Below are 16,066 nucleotides of genomic sequence, written 5' to 3' on the forward strand. Positions count from 1 at the left end.
TGGTGACTAGCCATACATAGGCTTCTGCAAACGGGACGTAAATGAATATGTACGAGGAAAAGGTGGAGATTGGTGTGAAATTGTCGTTCCGGATTTTGGACTGGGAAGAAGAAAAACCTTATGAACTTTTATTAATGGCTGATCCGTCCAAAGCTATAGTTGACGAATATTTAAGTCGCGGTGTTTGCTTTATCGCTGAATATGAAGGAGAAATGGTAGGAGAGTTTGTTTTGCTGAAGACGCGTCCAGAAACGGTTGAGATTGTTAATATTGCCGTTCAGGAAGAATTACAGGGACAGGGTGTTGGCAAACACATGATCAAAGAAGCAATAGAGGCAGCACGCAGGCTCGGTGGTCGAACGGTAGAAATTGGGACAGGCAACTCAAGTTTTCATCAATTGAAGCTATATCAACGCTGTGGTTTTCGCATTATCGGGGTCGATCGGGATTTCTTTGTGAAACATTATGAAGAAGAGATTATAGAAGATGGTATTCGCTGCGTCGATATGATCCGTCTGGCTCTGGATCTGGATACCGTGGCAGAGGAGAACAAGAAGTGAAAATATATCGGCTCAAACCAGAGGACCGTCGCGGCATCACCGCTTATGGCAGTGAGGGAGCAGAGATTACACCGATACTCCGCAGCACAACAGATTGCCACGTAGCACAACTGAAACTGTCTGCAGGAGGAAGTGTAGGTTTGCATCCAGCAGTGGGTGAGCAGGTGTTTCTGGTGCTTGAAGGGGAAGGTTGGGTGGAAGGGTAGCTGTGCGAGCGGGAGAAGCCGCATATTGGACCAACGGAGAGAATCACCAATCTGGCTCGAACAAAGGACTAACCGCATTGTTGATTGAGGGTGAAGAACTGATTGTTCGGTTATCGCTAGAGTCGGGAGATTCTTAGATAGGGGCTGATGATTTGAGTGTCTGGGTCATTATTATTATAGTTGGAGTGATATTTACTCCATCGTTCTATCAGATGAATAAGCGTATTCGTAGATTGGAAGAGCAAGTTAGGCATCTTTCAGACGAGAGGAAGAACCTTTAAGTGGATCGGTACACACACATGGGAGTATACGGTTTAGTCACTTGGGAGCAAAAATTCCTGTTAGTTCATAAAGCAAGAGGAGCCTATATGGGGAGATGGGATTTGCCTGGAGGAAGGTTGGAATTTGGTGAGCAACCGGAGACCGCCCTTCATCGTGAGATTGAAGAGGAGACGGGACTTTCCGATCTACAATTGGTGATTCGTTCTGCGGAATCGAATGTTTTGGAGTGGGTGTACAAAGGCGAGCCGGAAGAGCTACACCATATTGGAATTCTATACGATGTATATTTGACAAGCGAAAGTCGGCCTTATGAGATCAAAAGGGAACCGGATGGCGAAGATTCACTGGGCGCAAAATGGTGTACTATGGAAGAGGTCAGAGCGTTATCGTTGACGCCATTTGCAGAGCATATGATTAGCAATTTTAATAGAAACCTACTTGGATTTGAATTTTAGGACTGGTCAAATGGAACAGAATCGTTTATTCTGTGATAGATAGATTACAATTTTTTCAACTGAATAGGACTGACACCTTAAAGCATAAGGCTATGAATCTGCGGATTCGTGGCCTTTTTTTGTGTTTTTAGGGGTGAATTGGGTCTTTGGAAGGGGAGGTTGCATGCCTTGTGGTGATGGGGATCGCTGAAAAATAATACCAATAGCCTAAAAATGCATGGTAGAATATTGATGATTATGACAAATTTAGGTTTTGGATTGAAGAGTAGTACGAGTGCTGAAGAAGCAGGAAGTTTGCCCCATACTAAGGTACATAGGAGAGTGAGTAGATTGGAGAAACAGATGAGATTAGCGGGGAGTAAGTCAAAAAGGAATGTGTTGATAGTCGGATTGTTGACGTCGGCTTTGCTGGCGGGAACGCTGCTGACTAATGGAACTGTGGGTCTGGTGTCTACTGCGGATGCTGCTACAAGCACGAATGGAGCGGGCACAACGGCTTCTGCGCTTACGAAGTTCAAAGATATCAAAGGGCACTGGGCACAAGCTACCATTGTCAAAGCCTATGATAAAAATCTAATTTCCGGCTACCAGGATGGTACGTTCCGCCCCAATGCCAAAATCACCCGTGGTGAGTATGCCACACTTCTCAGCCGTGCAACCAGCTTGGAAAAGGTACAAGGAGAGAATCCTTTTGCTGATCTCAAGGGACATTGGTCTGAATCAGCTGTGACACAGTTGGTGGGTCAAGGCTTCATTAACGCTAATGATTATCCCAAAGGATTTAATCCCAATGCCGAGCTGACACGCTATGAGATGATGAAATGGATAGCGAACGGACTAATCAAGTCCGGAACCAGTTTCCAGGATGCTTTTGACGATACCAAAAATACACTTCTACCTACCCCTGAAGTGAATCGGGGGACGATTCGTGCAGAGCAAATTCCTTATCTTGCACTTGTTCGCGGGACAGGCATTGTCGGTGGATTTGAGGATGGTTCCTTGAAGCCTGCTGATCCAACAACGCGAGCCGAAGTGTCTGCCATTTTGCTGCGTTATATGGATGTGGAGGGGACGGATGCAGGAAAGTACAGTGATCTGAATGAAATGCGCGAGGTAGGTACAACGGGAACGAATTTAACGACGATTAGTAATTATTTTTATACTAAAAATTCTGTTACTGTAAGTGATCTATCTAAGGGAGATATAACTCTCTCTAATAATTCTGGCATACTTCGACTGCATCGAATTATTGTAGTAGATGTTACGAAAGGCACGCCGAAAGGGGTTTACTCATCACTGTTTATTGGTCCCGATTCCATTCAGTTTCCAGGAAGCTACATGACATTTGCAGATATATCGTTTACATCCAATATAGAAAAATCGAATCTCTTAGCTTTTAGCGGTGGTCTAGACAGTGCATTGTTAAGATTTAATCGTATGGATGTTAAACATGCCGAAAAAAATGGATTCATAACTATTCCAGAGATGTCTAGTAATCTTATAAAGAAAGATGTTAAAAAACGTTTTTGGACTTCCTCTGTGCTCGTGGCAAAAGGTGGCTCTTATTATTTAAAAGCTAACAACAATGATTTAGTTCAAATTCAGAACATGTAGTTTCTTCAAGGCGGTGAGTGAGTACTGAAACTCCATTATAAATTAATGTTAGTATTTAACGTTATGTTTTTAATTGTAGGTGCTATGGGCACATTTTATCTTCCAATTCAAGCAGCTACCAATGATCCGTACGGTCCAAAATCAATGAAGAGTCCATCTGTCCTGACCGTAAAATCTGCACCAAGAGTTGCTAATCCAGGTGTTTATTGGTATCAGCTTGATGATGGAAGTTTTAAAGCTGATCATACTACTGGGCCTACTTTCTCTAGAAACTTGAATCCCTTGTCTTGTTCGTCTCCTTATCCTGATGAAAAAAATATACCCGATGAAGTTGACTTTTCCAATTGGCCTGCTACTCAATGGAATGAATATAATGGATATCCTATAACTTCATCAGTTCTTAAGTCTATAAGAATAAAAAGTGTTACTTATCAAACCAGATTACAGCAAACTTCTTATACAGGAATTGGTGAAACGGTAATACGAAGAGATAGTACCATTGTAAAAATCAACACAAAAACAGGAGGGAATCATTCAGTAAGTGATCGAACAGAGTTCGAAAATGGTGGTAAAACTAATCAAAATTGTGTGAAGCAAGTAGTAGCCTACCATACCCCAATGGATATCATCTGGGAAGGGGATCTTGAAGAAGAAAAAGAAATTGACGTAACTCCAGATTCCACCCTAACGGTTGGAGAAACCAAACAGATGGTAGCCAAAGTTAAAACGAAAAACTACGGAGCTACCCAATTTAGTGAAGGCATCGACGTAAGTCGGCGCGAGGCTGAGACCACCTGGTGGTCATCCGATCCGAGTATTGTGAGTATTGAACCCAAAACCGGAATGGTGAAGGCTGAAAAGCCGGGAACTGCTTTTGTACGTGCAATCTGGAACAACGGTACATACCTCATCTCGGATACGGCTGATATTACGGTAACGTCCCAACCAGGACTTATTGTGAACCTGCCAAACGCTTGTAAAGCAGACACAGCTACACCGCTGCAAGCTAAAGCTATCCTGACCAAGTCAGATCTCTCTGTTCATGAGCTTACCGCTCATCCCAAATTGACCTGGCAAAGCTCCAATCCAGCAGTAGCGACCATAGGTGCAGATGGAAAGATGACGATCAAAGGTATCGTCGGCAGCACCACCATCACTGCGCGATTCTTGGATACAGCCCAGCAGTTGGATGAGGAAGGAACTCAGGTTTTAGATGTAAAGGATTGCACAGGTAACGGAGGAGAGGGGGGAACTGATCCAGGTAACGGCGGTGTTGTGGGTTGCCCCGTGACCATCAGTCCACCTAATAAAGGAGCGTTAATCGAATCGGCTGTCATGGACCCATCCGTCCGGGGCGTGTTGAAAGCTGATGATCGGGGATCTGAGAAGTTTGATGTCACCCGTGGCATCCCGACTTCTGAAGATCTCTATGCAAATGTCATGGCTAGAGGATACTTGTTCCAGCACCGTTGGGTGAACATGACGGGAACAGTGACTTATACGGTTAACGTAAAAAAGAAGTATCACAAAACTTGGACGATTCCGGGCAGAGCCTCGACAGGACCGAATGATCCAGGCACACCTCCACAACCTAAGGAACTAGATGTTCCTGTGGAAAAATCAATGCAGGTCATCCGGCAATATAGTTATTGGCAGATTGATAATTTGGAAGTCTATCAGCTAAATCAAGCTACGGTATCCAATTATGCGCTTGGTGGCTACGGTGGTACAGTAACGTTGACTCCAAACGGATATACACCGCCGACCTTGCAATCGGCTAATGATGACGCCGTTACCGCACATGTGAAACCTGCACCTTGCAAGGAAATCGACCTTGGCACTGAAACAAAGTCAGGCGGTGACAGCGAGCCGCCTACACCTGATGAGACGTCATTATTTCAATCCAAAGCAGAGGCCGAGGTCAAAGAGAACTCTGTAAATAATGACAAGGTGGTGTTTAATGGTGCCACTGTGATGGATCCTGCTCCGATGGATAAGACTGCTCCGCGACCTGGAACAATCCCTCGGCCTAGTATGATCGATGACAACGTGCTGTACCAAAATCGTTTAACTATTCAGAATACACTGGTCAACAAGGCGGACCAACCGACAACGGGCGAGATCGCATATGGCTTGATTCCCGGCAACATTAAAGGGGGGCAGGATCAGAAGTTTCCTATTCAAGGGATCAATTCTGTCACAGTGCACACGCCTGTCGTTAACTATGCATGGGTATCTGATGATCAGCCGCATAACCAGAAAACAGTGCCTGATCCGACCAGTTCGGCACTTATTCTGGAACGACCGTTTATTGTACGCATCCCGACCTCGGGGCAGCATCTGGACGTAACCAGTTACCCGGGTTATGGCAACAGGGACTATGCCAAATATTTTCGCATCAAGCAGGTTCGTTTCCCCTTTGATGTCTATAACGCCGATAGAAGTCAGTTCATTCCGGCCAAGACCTGGGTGGACATCCCGGTCAACCAACTGGATACCGTTTTCTATCTTCCAGTGTGGGTGGATGAGGGACATTACCGAATTGAATTTCGCAATATTGCCGAAAATGCTCCTTCGACATTCTCCGAACAGCAGGATGCCAACACGAATCTAACCCATCATGTTGCGGCAGATACGGTTCCGGTGGAGGTTATTGGGCGATTGTATGATTTTCACGTTACGGATATCGCCGATTATAATTGGGAGAACGTGTTCCGCAAGCAGCTCGGGAGTTCAGAGCCCACAGGGATGAGCTACTGGACAGGACTTAACAGTATTGATGGTGATCCGCGAGGGAATCTGGCACCATTCGTGTTACCTGTTCGCCCAGGAAGTCACCCTGTGCAGGGTTTCGGTAATGTTGCGGTGAAAACGGGTTATCATATCAAATTCGACCTGAAAACGAAAGGCAATATGTTTGGCAAACAGGATGGTGTTCGAATTACTCCAACATTCTACTTTGTCAGCAAAGACGGCTCTTCCAGACAAGAAGTCGATCTATACTACCACCGCGGTCAAGAGCGACTTATTCGGATAGGTTCGGCGCAGGATTTGGAGAAACGGTTTGTTGTTCTGAACTCGAGGTTGCGTAACGTACCCGGTACGGACTTGGGGGATACGGCGCGTTATCAGTATACGTATGAACTGACTGCCGATGAACGCAATCAGAGTTCACTCGCTGATTATATGGTCAAGCTTGTAGATCAAATCTCTCACCAGAAAACGTGGGTAGGCCGCTATGATTGGATGATCTTGCCCGCTTCCATTCGTACACTGATTGGACCAAAGACAGACATTCCTTCGGGTGTTAGTGTAGACCGAGCGAATGCGGCGGTCCAGCGTTGGTACGGTGAATACAGCCTGCCTGCGGATGTATACGCCGTATCAAAGGGAACCAATCTCGAAACGCTCGCTAGACAAAATCAACTGGATGAAAAGGCTTCTGTATTTCTGAAGGATGGGTATATCGTAGTCAACTTCAATATCGAGACACTTCGAGATGGTGATACAGAAGCTCCACACCTGCAATACATTTATGCTCCACTGATGAATCAGTGGCAGATGGAAGGTTTCAATAATCGCCCAGCAGACAGTCAAGGTAGAACTTGGCCCCTGAAGGATGGCGATGTGGTCTTTTACCATGCAGATCAGTCCAGCCGGGGCGATTTTCAGTCTCAGGTGCCACATTAGAAAATAAAAAGTCCCTCAACCTAAATAAATCAAGTCAAAAGAAGCCGCCAGGATGCTTTTATGCATTACAGGCGGCTTTTGGTTTATAACATTGTATTACAAGAAACACCCATTTTTTTGTTGAATACCAAGCCAAATGGTTAATATTTATCTTGACGGTTTGTTTTTGAACATTATGGACCACAATTCTAAATAAGGAGGCTACGAATCGGGCGAAATCTGAAAATGCGTAGAAACCATCGCAGGATAAGCGATTAACAACAAAACGCCATACAATCAGAGCACATTTGTGGGTCGGAAATGTTCCAATTATTCGATTCATCTAATTTATGCATCAATTGAACTAAAAATAGGAAATGCTCCTGAGCGTAAAAGTTTATAGAATAGATATTAGAACACGGACTTCACTTGCAAAAGTTGAGGAAGGTGTAACCCTCGAACGGATCAGGACAGTATTCGACATCTGTGCGACGGTATATACAATCATCAGTTTACTATGATTTTGAAAACGCAGACAAACCTTGACGGGAGCGTCGGAACAACGTTACTACCACCAACAGCACGATTATTGGACTTCATGAAAAATTTAGCTTAAAATGTTGAACGAACGCAAATTACGGCTTAGTCAATGATTTCCGTCAAAAACTTATGACTAAATCAAGACGGAGGGAACGTCGATGACGATCGAGGAAGGCAACAAGAAACCCTGGGAAAGTTACTATGGCCCGAATATGGGATACGTACAGGAACAATATGAATTATACTCCCAAGACCCGGGTGCAGTTACACCGGCTTATCGGGAATTATTTGAACAATGGGGTGCACCGCCGATGTCTGGCAGGGATGCACATACAGCCTCGTATTCTGGCAACGCCCAAAAGGCTTCCGGAAGCGTGGATATTCAACTATTACAGAAAGCGGTTACAGCAGGGAAACTGGTAATGAATATTCGTACCTATGGTCACCTTGCGGCCGATATTGATCCTCTTGGAATCAGTGAAGATTCAGATACTTCTTTGCTTGAACCGAAGCATTTTGAATTGAATGAAGAAGATTTGAAAGCTCTGCCAGCTTCCCTGATCTGGGAAGGTGCAGATGGACAGACGGTAACAGGACTGGATGCCATCCAGCGCCTGCGGCAAATATATACAGGTCCTATCGCTTATGAATTCAGCCATGTGCATGAAGTTCATGAGCGGGAGTGGCTGAACCGCCGTGCAGAATCTCGTACTTCGCCGGCACCGCTTAATCCAGAGGAGCGTAAAGCTTTGCTGGAACGTTTGGTTGAAGTGGAGCAATTTGAAGATTTCCTCCACAAAACATTTGTTGGGCAAAAACGTTTTTCTATTGAAGGAAACGATGTGTTAGTCCCTATGCTGGATGAAGCAGTCCGAATTATGGCACACGCAGGTTCAAGCCATATTCTGATGGGGATGGCTCACCGTGGTCGATTGAACGTACTTGCTCATGTACTGGGCAAGCCGTATAGCAAAATTTTCTCTGAATTCCATCATTCTCCAAACAAAGATTTGGTTCCTTCCGAAGGGTCAACAGGAATCAATTACGGTTGGACGGGGGATGTCAAATACCATCTGGGCGCAAACCGTTATGTAAAAGACGGCGAGACAGTACAAGCGCGTCTTACGCTTGCCAATAACCCGAGTCACTTGGAATATGTAAATCCGGTTGTACAGGGTTTTGCACGTGCAGCACAGGATGACCGCCGTGATCCGGGATATCCGAAGCAGGATGTAACCAAAGCGGCAACTATTCTGATGCATGGCGATGCGGCTTTCCCTGGGGAAGGTATTGTAGCAGAAACGCTCAATTTCAAAGCATTGCCTGGTTACCAAAATGGCGGAACAATTCATATTATCGTGAACAACCGTCTTGGCTTCACAACAGACAGCGGTGATTCACGATCAACGTACTATGCGAGTGACCTTGCCAAAGGATATGAAATTCCGATTGTGCATGTCAATGCAGACAATCCGGATGCATGTATCGCAGCTATTCGAATGGCAGCAGAATACCGTAACCTGTTCAAAAAGGACTTCCTGATTGACCTGATTGGTTATCGTCGTTATGGTCATAACGAAACGGATGATCCGGAAACAACACAGCCGACAGTGTATGACAAAGTAAAAGCTCATCCAACGGTTAGTCACTTGTACCAGGATCATCTGAAAGAGGAATCGGTAATCGACGATGCTTCAATCAACAGTATTCGTGAAGCTGTAACGAATCGCTTAAAAGAAGCTTACGAGCAGATGAAGAACAATGAAGTACATGAATATTACCAACGTCAAATTAGCGAGCCAGAAGCCGTTTCGATTATTCCAACTGCCGTACCATTGGAAAATCTGCGCGCAATCAATGCAGATTTGCTGAAATGGCCAGAGAACTTTAATGTATATCCGAAGTTGCAGCGCATTTTGCAGCGCAGAAGCACATCTCTGAACGAAGGTGAGAAAGTAGACTGGAGCCTTGCAGAGACGCTTGCTTTTGCTACCATTCTTGCGGATGGCAAACCGATCCGGATCAGTGGACAGGATGCAGAACGTGCAACGTTTGCCCATCGGAACTTGGTGTTGCATGACTCCGAGAACGGTGCGAAATTCTGCCCACTGCATCATCTGCCACAGGCGAGAGCATCCTTTGCTATCTACAACAGTCCGTTGTCTGAAGAGTCCGTTGTTGGTTTCGAATACGGATATAACGTCTATTCACCAGATACGCTTGTAATCTGGGAAGCGCAATTCGGAGATTTTGCCAACTGTGCACAGGTTATTTTTGACCAATTCGTATCTGCCGGTCGTGCCAAATGGTCACAAAAATCCAGTCTGGTCATGCTGCTTCCGCATGCGAACGAAGGTCAGGGACCTGAGCATACAAGTGCTCGTTTGGAACGTTTCTTGCAGCTTTGTGCTGAAGACAATATGACCGTTGCGAATTTGACAAGTGCATCGCAATATTTCCATCTGTTGCGTCGTCAGGCTTCGTTGACTGAAACGGAAGATGCTCGTCCGCTGGTTATGATGTCTCCGAAAAGTCTCATTCGTAATCCGCGTGTCGCTTCACCTGCAACAGAGTTCAGCGAGGGCAAGTTTGAGCCTGTGCTGGAGCAAGCAGGGTTGGGCACCAAACCGGATCGCGTAGAGCGCATCATTCTGTGCAGTGGTAAAATCGCCATCGATCTGGAAGATGCTTTTGAAAAGGATAAAGCAGATTGGTCTTGGCTTCACATTATTCGTGTCGAACAGCTGTATCCGTTCCCGGCGGAAGAAATCAAGCGTGTGCTTGCACGTTTCAGCAAGTTGAAAGAGCTGGTGTGGGTACAGGAAGAAAACAAAAACATGGGTGCCTGGACATACATGGAGCCTCGTCTTCGTGAAATCGCACCAGAAGGAACAACCGTTAAATACGAAGGCCGTCCGGAACATGCCAGTCCTTCCAGCGGTTATCAACTTGTGCATGGCATGGAACAGCAACAGATCATTACATCCGCATTGAAGCAAACGACGAAGAATAATATTCCACTGGGGAGGTAACAGCTGTGAGTGAAATTAAAGTACCTGCAATGGGTGAGTCGATAACGGAAGGAACTGTATCCAGATGGCTGGTCAAAGAAGGCGAAACCGTTAATCAGGGTGATGTTCTTCTGGAACTGGAAACGGATAAAGTAAATATTGAGATCAGTGCTGAAGAGAGCGGTGTTCTTGAGAAAATTGTTCGCCAGGAAGGCGAGACTGTAGAAATTGGTGAAACGATTGGAACACTTTCAGCTGGAACTGGAGGAGGAAGCGGCGCATCCGCTTCCCAACCAGTAGCGACGGAACAGAAACAATCAGCTCCTGCACCGGAAGCTCCAACTCCGCCACCAGCACCTGTTGCTGCAGTACCGGAATCTTCAGAGAGCAGCTCGAAGACAGCTTCACCATCTGCTCGTAAACTTGCACGTGAACGTGGTATTGAGCTGGATCAGGTACAGAGCAAAGATCCGATTGGCCGTGTGTATCAGGAAGATGTGAAAACTCACAACACGCAGGCTGCCGCTCCTACAGCGCCTCCTGCTAAAGCTCCCACTGCAGCACCTAGTGCGCCGGCAGCAGGTGGTTCCACATATACCAAACCAGTAGAGCGTCAACGTATGTCCCGCCGTCGTGCTACCATTGCGAAACGTCTGGTAGAAGCACAGCAGACTGCAGCGATGTTGACTACGTTTAACGAAGTGGATATGACGGCAATCATGGATGTTCGTAAACGTCGTAAGGACAAGTTCAAAGAGAAACATGAAATCAATCTCGGCTTCATGTCCTTCTTTACCAAAGCGGTTGTAGGCGCTCTGAAAAAGTTCCCAACCATTAATGCGGAAATTGATGGTGAAGATGTAGTACTCAAAAAGTACTATGATATCGGTATTGCGGTATCTGCCAAAGAAGGTCTAGTTGTACCAGTTGTACGTGATGCAGATCGTCTTGGCTTCGCTGAGATCGAGAAAAGCATTGCTGACCTTGCATCCAAAGCGCGTTCCAACACGCTGGCGTTGTCTGATCTGCAAGGAGGAACCTTCACCATTACCAATGGCGGAACGTTTGGCTCCCTGTTGTCCACACCAATTTTGAATACACCTCAAGTAGGTATTCTGGGTATGCACAAAATCCAGCTTCGTCCAGTAGCGATTGATGCAGAGCGGATGGAGAACCGTCCGATGATGTATATCGCACTGTCGTACGATCACCGTATTATTGATGGTAGCGAAGCTGTACGTTTCCTCGTGACGGTAAAAGAATTGCTTGAAGATCCAGAGTCTTTGCTGATCGAAGGGTAATCCGTAACAATTAACATTAAATTGCCATTTTACAAATAAAAAAAGAAAGCCCCTGAACGCGGAGAGCATAGTGTATGCTGGCTCCCGTTCAGGGGCTTTCGTCATTGTATAAGTGATTTATGCCGCATTATATGGAATCGGCTGTTTCTGCATGTGCTGTGGAATGATGGGCACTGTTGTCGGGGGTATGCCTCTCCAGCCACTCCATGACATGCCGAGCAACCTCAGTCCGATTTATCTCATGCAACATTTCGTGACGTCCCCCCGGATAGAGACGGTATTCAATATCCTCAAGCTGAAGCTCCCGATATTGGGAGACCAGGTTCAGCACTCCTTTGCCATGAAGTCCCACCGGATCTTGTTCACCCGAGAAGAGATATACCGATTTATCCTTGGGAATACGTTTCATGTTGCGTGGCAAGTGAATGTCCAACAAAAGTTTGAAAAAGTCACGGAAAAAACCTGCGGAGCAGACGGCTCCACACAAAGGGTCATCGATAAATCGCTTGACCTCTTCGGGGTCCCGAGACAACCAATCAAACGGCGTTGACGCCGGACGGAAAGAACGGTTGAATCCGCCAAATACGAGCGCATTGAGCAGCATACTTGGATGACCCGTCCCCTGAATGCCACACTGCAAGAAAGCCAGTTTCTCTCCAATCCGAAGAAGACCACGTTTGCCATTGGTGCCGGACAAAATAAATGCATGGTAACGCTCGTGGCCAGCATACATCAGATGCTGCACCAAAAACGACCCCATGCTATGCCCCATCAGAAAGAGGGGCACATTAGGGTTTTCTTTGGCGGCAACTTCGCCCAGATTCATCATGTCACTCGCCATCCAGCGGAAAGCATCGACGCCGGCATTGCCCAACAAATTCGAGTTTTCTACTGTTTTGCCATGACCACGATGGTCATTCGCGTAGACCGCATAGCCATGCGTGGTGAGAAGTTGAGCAAATTCAGCATATCGGGCAGCGGTCTCGCTCATGCCATGTGCAATCTGGACCACACCTTTGATGTTGCACTCCGGATCGGGAAGCCAGCGGTACACATGAATACGGGTACCTTCATTGCCAACCAGGCTAAAGGTAGATTCCTGCATCTCGTGTAAATCCTCCTTCACAGGTCACATTAGAGCCAAATAAGCTAAGGTAAATTACTTGCATAGATCATTATTTATTGGATTAAGGCAAATAAGAGCGAAGAACAGTAGTGTTACCATCCAGCGTATAGGAGCCCAGGTTGGCAGGAAGTAAGTAACATTGCCCAGCTTTCAATTCAATGTTATCCGATTCCGCATTATCCCACTCCAGCGTTCCGCTACCTTCACAGACCACAAGAATAGTGAAGCTTTCAGCACTTGTAGAGAGCTCCCAACGTCCTGTAACAATCCCTTTTTCCACTACAAAATAAGGGCATTCTGCAAGCTTCAGCCACTCACCTGGAGTTGCGTTGTTGGTTTTCATCGTCGTGGCGCCAGCGCCCTCATAAGCCGTTACATTCAATGAATCCTCAACATGCAGCTCACGTGGTTTACCATCCAGGCCCGGACGATTATAATCGTAAATCCGGTATGTTGTATCCGAGTTTTGCTGGATCTCGGCAACAACGACACCTGCACATAAAGCGTGTACCGTTCCTGCAGGAATAAAGAACGTATCTCCAGCCTCTACAGGTACTTGACGAAGGGTATCCATGACTGTACCATTTTCCAGCGCTTCCTTCAGTACTTCACGATCAACGCCTTCATTCAAGCCGTAGATGATATGCGCTCCTGGTTTGGCATCCAGCACATACCACATTTCCGTTTTGCCAAGCTCGCCGGGAGGGAGCGCTTCGTAATCATCTGTTGGATGAACTTGTACCGACAGATCATCGTTACAGTCAAGCAGTTTGATCAGAAGGGGGAATCGTCCGCCCTTTTCCGAAACTCCTTTGGTTCCAAGCCATGCTGTGCCCAGCTGTTCGCGAACTTCGTCCAGGCCTTTTCCAGCAAGTGCTCCATTTAATACCTTAGTTGTACCATTGGGATGATCTGCGATCATCCAGCCTTCTCCTATATGTCCTTCAGGTGGCGTCAGGCCGAATTGTTCCAGCGCGCGACCTCCCCATACACGTTCTTTGAACTCTGGTTGAAATTGCAGTGGGTATGGCGTAGGCATTTCTAATCTCTCCTCTAGTATATGAAATGGTGGATCGCTTTAATCAATCATGACCGCGTAGTATTGGCATGAATGATACAGTGAATACGGTTGCACGTCTTTATGTAGTACACAAATCGCATAAATTGAACCCAAAGAGTGCTTTGTTGCGATTGTGTCTAGTTTATTGCATTTGTGGGACAAAGGAAATTATTTTTTCTCGATGCCAATCAGAAAAGGGGAGGTCTCGCGCTGCAATTGGCGATAGATCACCACTTGTGCCTGCTCTACAGGCAGAGCAGAGGACCACTTCAATACCGCATCCGCTTCCTGTGATCCTCCATCATGACCTGGATACAGCACAACGGTAATAATGCCCCGCGGTTTGAGTAATGTCAGTGCAGCTTGAAGTGCAGCAATGGTACTGTCCATTTCTGTGATAATGCTGGAGTCTGCATCTTCCGAAGGCAGGTATCCCAAGTTGAACATTACAGCACCGACATGACCCTGCCATGTTTCAGGAACGGCCTCAGCCATTCGATCATGGCTTAATTGAAGCATGGAGATGGAGCCCAATTTGGCGGTGTCCTCTTGTTTGCGAATACGGGCTTGTGCCAAGGTAAGTGCCTCGCTTTGAATATCGAAACCAATGACTTGCCCGCGTTTACCAACTTTTTGTGCCAGAAACAGAGTATCCGCCCCCGTGCCTACCGTTGCATCAATAGCTAGATCTCCAGGCTGTAGACGGGAAGAAATCCACTGATGGGCACAGCTTAAAACCGAAAGAAAACCCATCTTAAGCACCCCTCCAGTATTTACCTTGCCAGGAATCCCGCTCACGCAGCTCACGATCAATGGAATTCAACACTTCCCATTTGTTCATGGACCACATCGGCCCAATCAGCAAATCACGCGGTGCATCACCTGTAAGACGGTGTACGATCATTTCGGGTGGAAGCATCTCCAGCGTATCGACGATCAGTTTAATGTACTCGTCTTGTTCCAGGAAACGAAGAAGTCCGGCCTCATACTGCTTCACCATTGGCGTTTTGCGCATCAGATGAAGTAGGTGAATTTTGATTCCCTGCACATCCATGTTGGCAACAGCCCGTCCGGTATCCAGCATCATTTCATGGGTTTCCTGCGGCAGTCCGTAAATAATATGTGTACACACGCGAATATTCCGTTTGCGCAGCTTCGCAACGGCTTCCTCATAACACTGCGTATCATGCGCACGGTTAATTAGGGTTGACGTGGATTCGTGAATGGTTTGCAGACCCATTTCAACCCATAGGTAAGTGCGTTCATTCAATTCAGCCAAGTAATCAACGACGTCATCCGGTAAACAGTCAGGCCGAGTGGCGATGGACAGACCCACGACACCGGGCTGCTTCAAGATTTCTTCAAAGTATTCACGCAGTTCTTCAACGGGTGCGTATGTGTTGGTATAGGCTTGGAAATAGCCAATGTAGTGAGCTGTAGGCCATTTCAGATGCTGTTTATCCCGAATGGTATTAAATTGGGTGACCAAATCATCGCGTCTGCTACCGGCAAAATCACCCGATCCACGAGCGCTGCAAAATGTACAGCCCCCTTTGGCAATAGAGCCATCTCGGTTCGGGCAGGTGAAACCTGCATCCAGCATCACTTTGAAAACCTTATTGTTAAATTCGTCTCTCATTTCGTAATTCCAGGTATGGAATCGTTTATCTCCCCACAGAAGAGGAGATTGTATTGAAGGTGCATTCATCTTCAGGGTACTCCTTTGGCTTACCTAATGGCTTACTAATTATATTACCGAATTCGACTCTTTTTGAACTTTTACCATTGTATCAAAAAACTCAAAAAAAGGGGAATCTAGTCGCAAAAATAGGCCGTAGAAACGAGGTTTTATCCTTGCTATAGTTTACACATTATGTTATATTTAAACCAGCGTCAGACACCATCTAATGGGTACTATTCATCATAGCATTTGAATCAATGTTGACGTCATGGACCATACTATACCGTGAGGTGATATGAATGAATTCCCAAGTTAAAAATAATGATCTTCATCATGTTTCTGTAGAACTGACGGCAGAAGAAGCTCTGGCTTTGACAGGTGTTCGTTTCAATGGCAATCCGAAAGTGAAAGCGGCTGCAAGACAAAAAGTTCGTGATGCTTTCGAAAAGACATTTGATTTTTCACACCAAGATAAGGTAGACTATGAACTATTAAAGTAGTTGGACCCCAATTCCAAATAAATCGAAGAGGGAATCTTTGAGATTTGCCCCAAAGTGGCAG

Annotated in this window: 13 protein-coding genes; 9 read left to right on the forward strand and 4 right to left on the reverse strand. The window is 46.1% G+C overall.

The features are described from left to right. The first annotated feature begins 41 nt into the window (after positions 1 to 41). The 8 genes from RS891_RS08615 to odhB all read left to right on the forward strand — a co-directional run bounded on the left by RS891_RS08615 (position 42) and on the right by odhB (position 11,638). Entirely contained in the window at positions 42 to 560 is a 519-nt protein-coding gene (locus RS891_RS08615; RefSeq protein ID WP_062320254.1) for a GNAT family N-acetyltransferase, read from the forward strand. Beyond that, positions 557 to 766 (forward strand): hypothetical protein, encoded by a 210-nt coding sequence (locus tag RS891_RS08620; protein WP_315795093.1) that lies wholly within the window; start codon positions 557 to 559, stop codon positions 764 to 766. Before RS891_RS08615 ends, RS891_RS08620 begins: the two co-directional genes overlap by 4 nt. 2 nt (positions 767 to 768) lie before the next feature. Continuing rightward, positions 769 to 903 (forward strand): hypothetical protein, encoded by a 135-nt coding sequence (locus RS891_RS08625; protein ID WP_315795094.1) that lies wholly within the window; start codon positions 769 to 771, stop codon positions 901 to 903. 162 nt (positions 904 to 1,065) lie between these two features. After that, positions 1,066 to 1,503 (forward strand): NUDIX domain-containing protein, encoded by a 438-nt coding sequence (locus tag RS891_RS08630; RefSeq protein WP_315796245.1) that lies wholly within the window; start codon positions 1,066 to 1,068, stop codon positions 1,501 to 1,503. A 330-nt stretch (positions 1,504 to 1,833) separates the two neighbouring features. Further along, positions 1,834 to 3,117 carry an S-layer homology domain-containing protein gene (locus tag RS891_RS08635; protein ID WP_315795095.1) on the forward strand — a complete coding sequence of 428 codons (1,284 nt, stop codon included), beginning with the start codon at positions 1,834 to 1,836 and terminating at the stop codon, positions 3,115 to 3,117. Between the two features lie 618 nt (positions 3,118 to 3,735). Next, positions 3,736 to 6,807, forward strand: coding sequence for a DUF5704 domain-containing protein (locus tag RS891_RS08640; RefSeq protein WP_315795096.1), 3,072 nt, complete (start codon positions 3,736 to 3,738; stop codon positions 6,805 to 6,807). Positions 6,808 to 7,484: 677 nt separating this feature from the next. Next, entirely contained in the window at positions 7,485 to 10,358 is a 2,874-nt protein-coding gene (locus RS891_RS08645; protein ID WP_113051596.1) for a 2-oxoglutarate dehydrogenase E1 component, read from the forward strand. A gap of 5 nt (positions 10,359 to 10,363) precedes the next feature. Next, positions 10,364 to 11,638, forward strand: a complete 1,275-nt coding sequence (gene odhB / locus RS891_RS08650) for a 2-oxoglutarate dehydrogenase complex dihydrolipoyllysine-residue succinyltransferase (RefSeq protein ID WP_315795097.1) — start codon at positions 10,364 to 10,366, stop codon at positions 11,636 to 11,638. A gap of 127 nt (positions 11,639 to 11,765) precedes the next feature. Here the strand turns inward: odhB and RS891_RS08655 are convergent, their stop codons facing one another. The 4 genes from RS891_RS08655 to RS891_RS08670 all read right to left on the reverse strand — a co-directional run bounded on the left by RS891_RS08655 (position 11,766) and on the right by RS891_RS08670 (position 15,532). Next, positions 11,766 to 12,743, reverse strand: a complete 978-nt coding sequence (locus RS891_RS08655; RefSeq protein WP_315795098.1) for an alpha/beta fold hydrolase — start codon at positions 12,741 to 12,743, stop codon at positions 11,766 to 11,768. An 82-nt stretch (positions 12,744 to 12,825) separates the two neighbouring features. Further along, positions 12,826 to 13,803: a type I phosphomannose isomerase catalytic subunit gene (locus RS891_RS08660; protein WP_113051599.1), complete on the reverse strand. Its 978-nt coding sequence runs from the start codon at positions 13,801 to 13,803 to the stop codon at positions 12,826 to 12,828. A gap of 189 nt (positions 13,804 to 13,992) precedes the next feature. Beyond that, positions 13,993 to 14,577, reverse strand: a complete 585-nt coding sequence (locus tag RS891_RS08665; protein WP_113051600.1) for a tRNA 5-(aminomethyl)-2-thiouridylate-methyltransferase MnmM — start codon at positions 14,575 to 14,577, stop codon at positions 13,993 to 13,995. Between the two features lies 1 nt (position 14,578). After that, a complete protein-coding gene (locus RS891_RS08670) occupies positions 14,579 to 15,532 on the reverse strand; it encodes a tRNA modification radical SAM protein MnmL/YtqA (protein WP_113051601.1) in 954 nt (317 codons plus the stop codon). 272 nt (positions 15,533 to 15,804) lie between these two features. Here RS891_RS08670 and RS891_RS08675 point away from each other — a divergent pair, with 272 nt between their 5' ends. Beyond that, complete coding sequence (locus tag RS891_RS08675) at positions 15,805 to 16,005, forward strand: hypothetical protein (RefSeq protein WP_062320234.1); 201 nt, start codon at positions 15,805 to 15,807, stop codon at positions 16,003 to 16,005. Positions 16,006 to 16,066: the final 61 nt, after the last annotated feature.

It is taken from the genome of Paenibacillus sp. BIC5C1, assembly GCF_032399705.1.
Taxonomy (GTDB): domain Bacteria; phylum Bacillota; class Bacilli; order Paenibacillales; family Paenibacillaceae; genus Paenibacillus; species Paenibacillus taichungensis_A.

What these genes read in the sequence shown, in the direction of transcription:
- RS891_RS08615 (WP_062320254.1), top strand. Translation starts at nt 42, where the DNA reads ATGAATATGTACGAGGAAAAGGTGGAGATTGGTGTGAAATTGTCGTTC.
- RS891_RS08630 (WP_315796245.1), top strand. Translation starts at nt 1,066, where the DNA reads ATGGGAGTATACGGTTTAGTCACTTGGGAGCAAAAATTCCTGTTAGTT.
- RS891_RS08640 (WP_315795096.1), top strand. Translation starts at nt 3,736, where the DNA reads ATGGATATCATCTGGGAAGGGGATCTTGAAGAAGAAAAAGAAATTGAC.
- RS891_RS08645 (WP_113051596.1), top strand. Translation starts at nt 7,485, where the DNA reads ATGACGATCGAGGAAGGCAACAAGAAACCCTGGGAAAGTTACTATGGC.
- RS891_RS08655 (WP_315795098.1), bottom strand. Translation starts at nt 12,743, where the DNA reads ATGCAGGAATCTACCTTTAGCCTGGTTGGCAATGAAGGTACCCGTATT.
- RS891_RS08660 (WP_113051599.1), bottom strand. Translation starts at nt 13,803, where the DNA reads ATGCCTACGCCATACCCACTGCAATTTCAACCAGAGTTCAAAGAACGT.
- RS891_RS08665 (WP_113051600.1), bottom strand. Translation starts at nt 14,577, where the DNA reads ATGGGTTTTCTTTCGGTTTTAAGCTGTGCCCATCAGTGGATTTCTTCC.
- RS891_RS08670 (WP_113051601.1), bottom strand. Translation starts at nt 15,532, where the DNA reads ATGAATGCACCTTCAATACAATCTCCTCTTCTGTGGGGAGATAAACGA.
- RS891_RS08675 (WP_062320234.1), top strand. Translation starts at nt 15,805, where the DNA reads ATGAATTCCCAAGTTAAAAATAATGATCTTCATCATGTTTCTGTAGAA.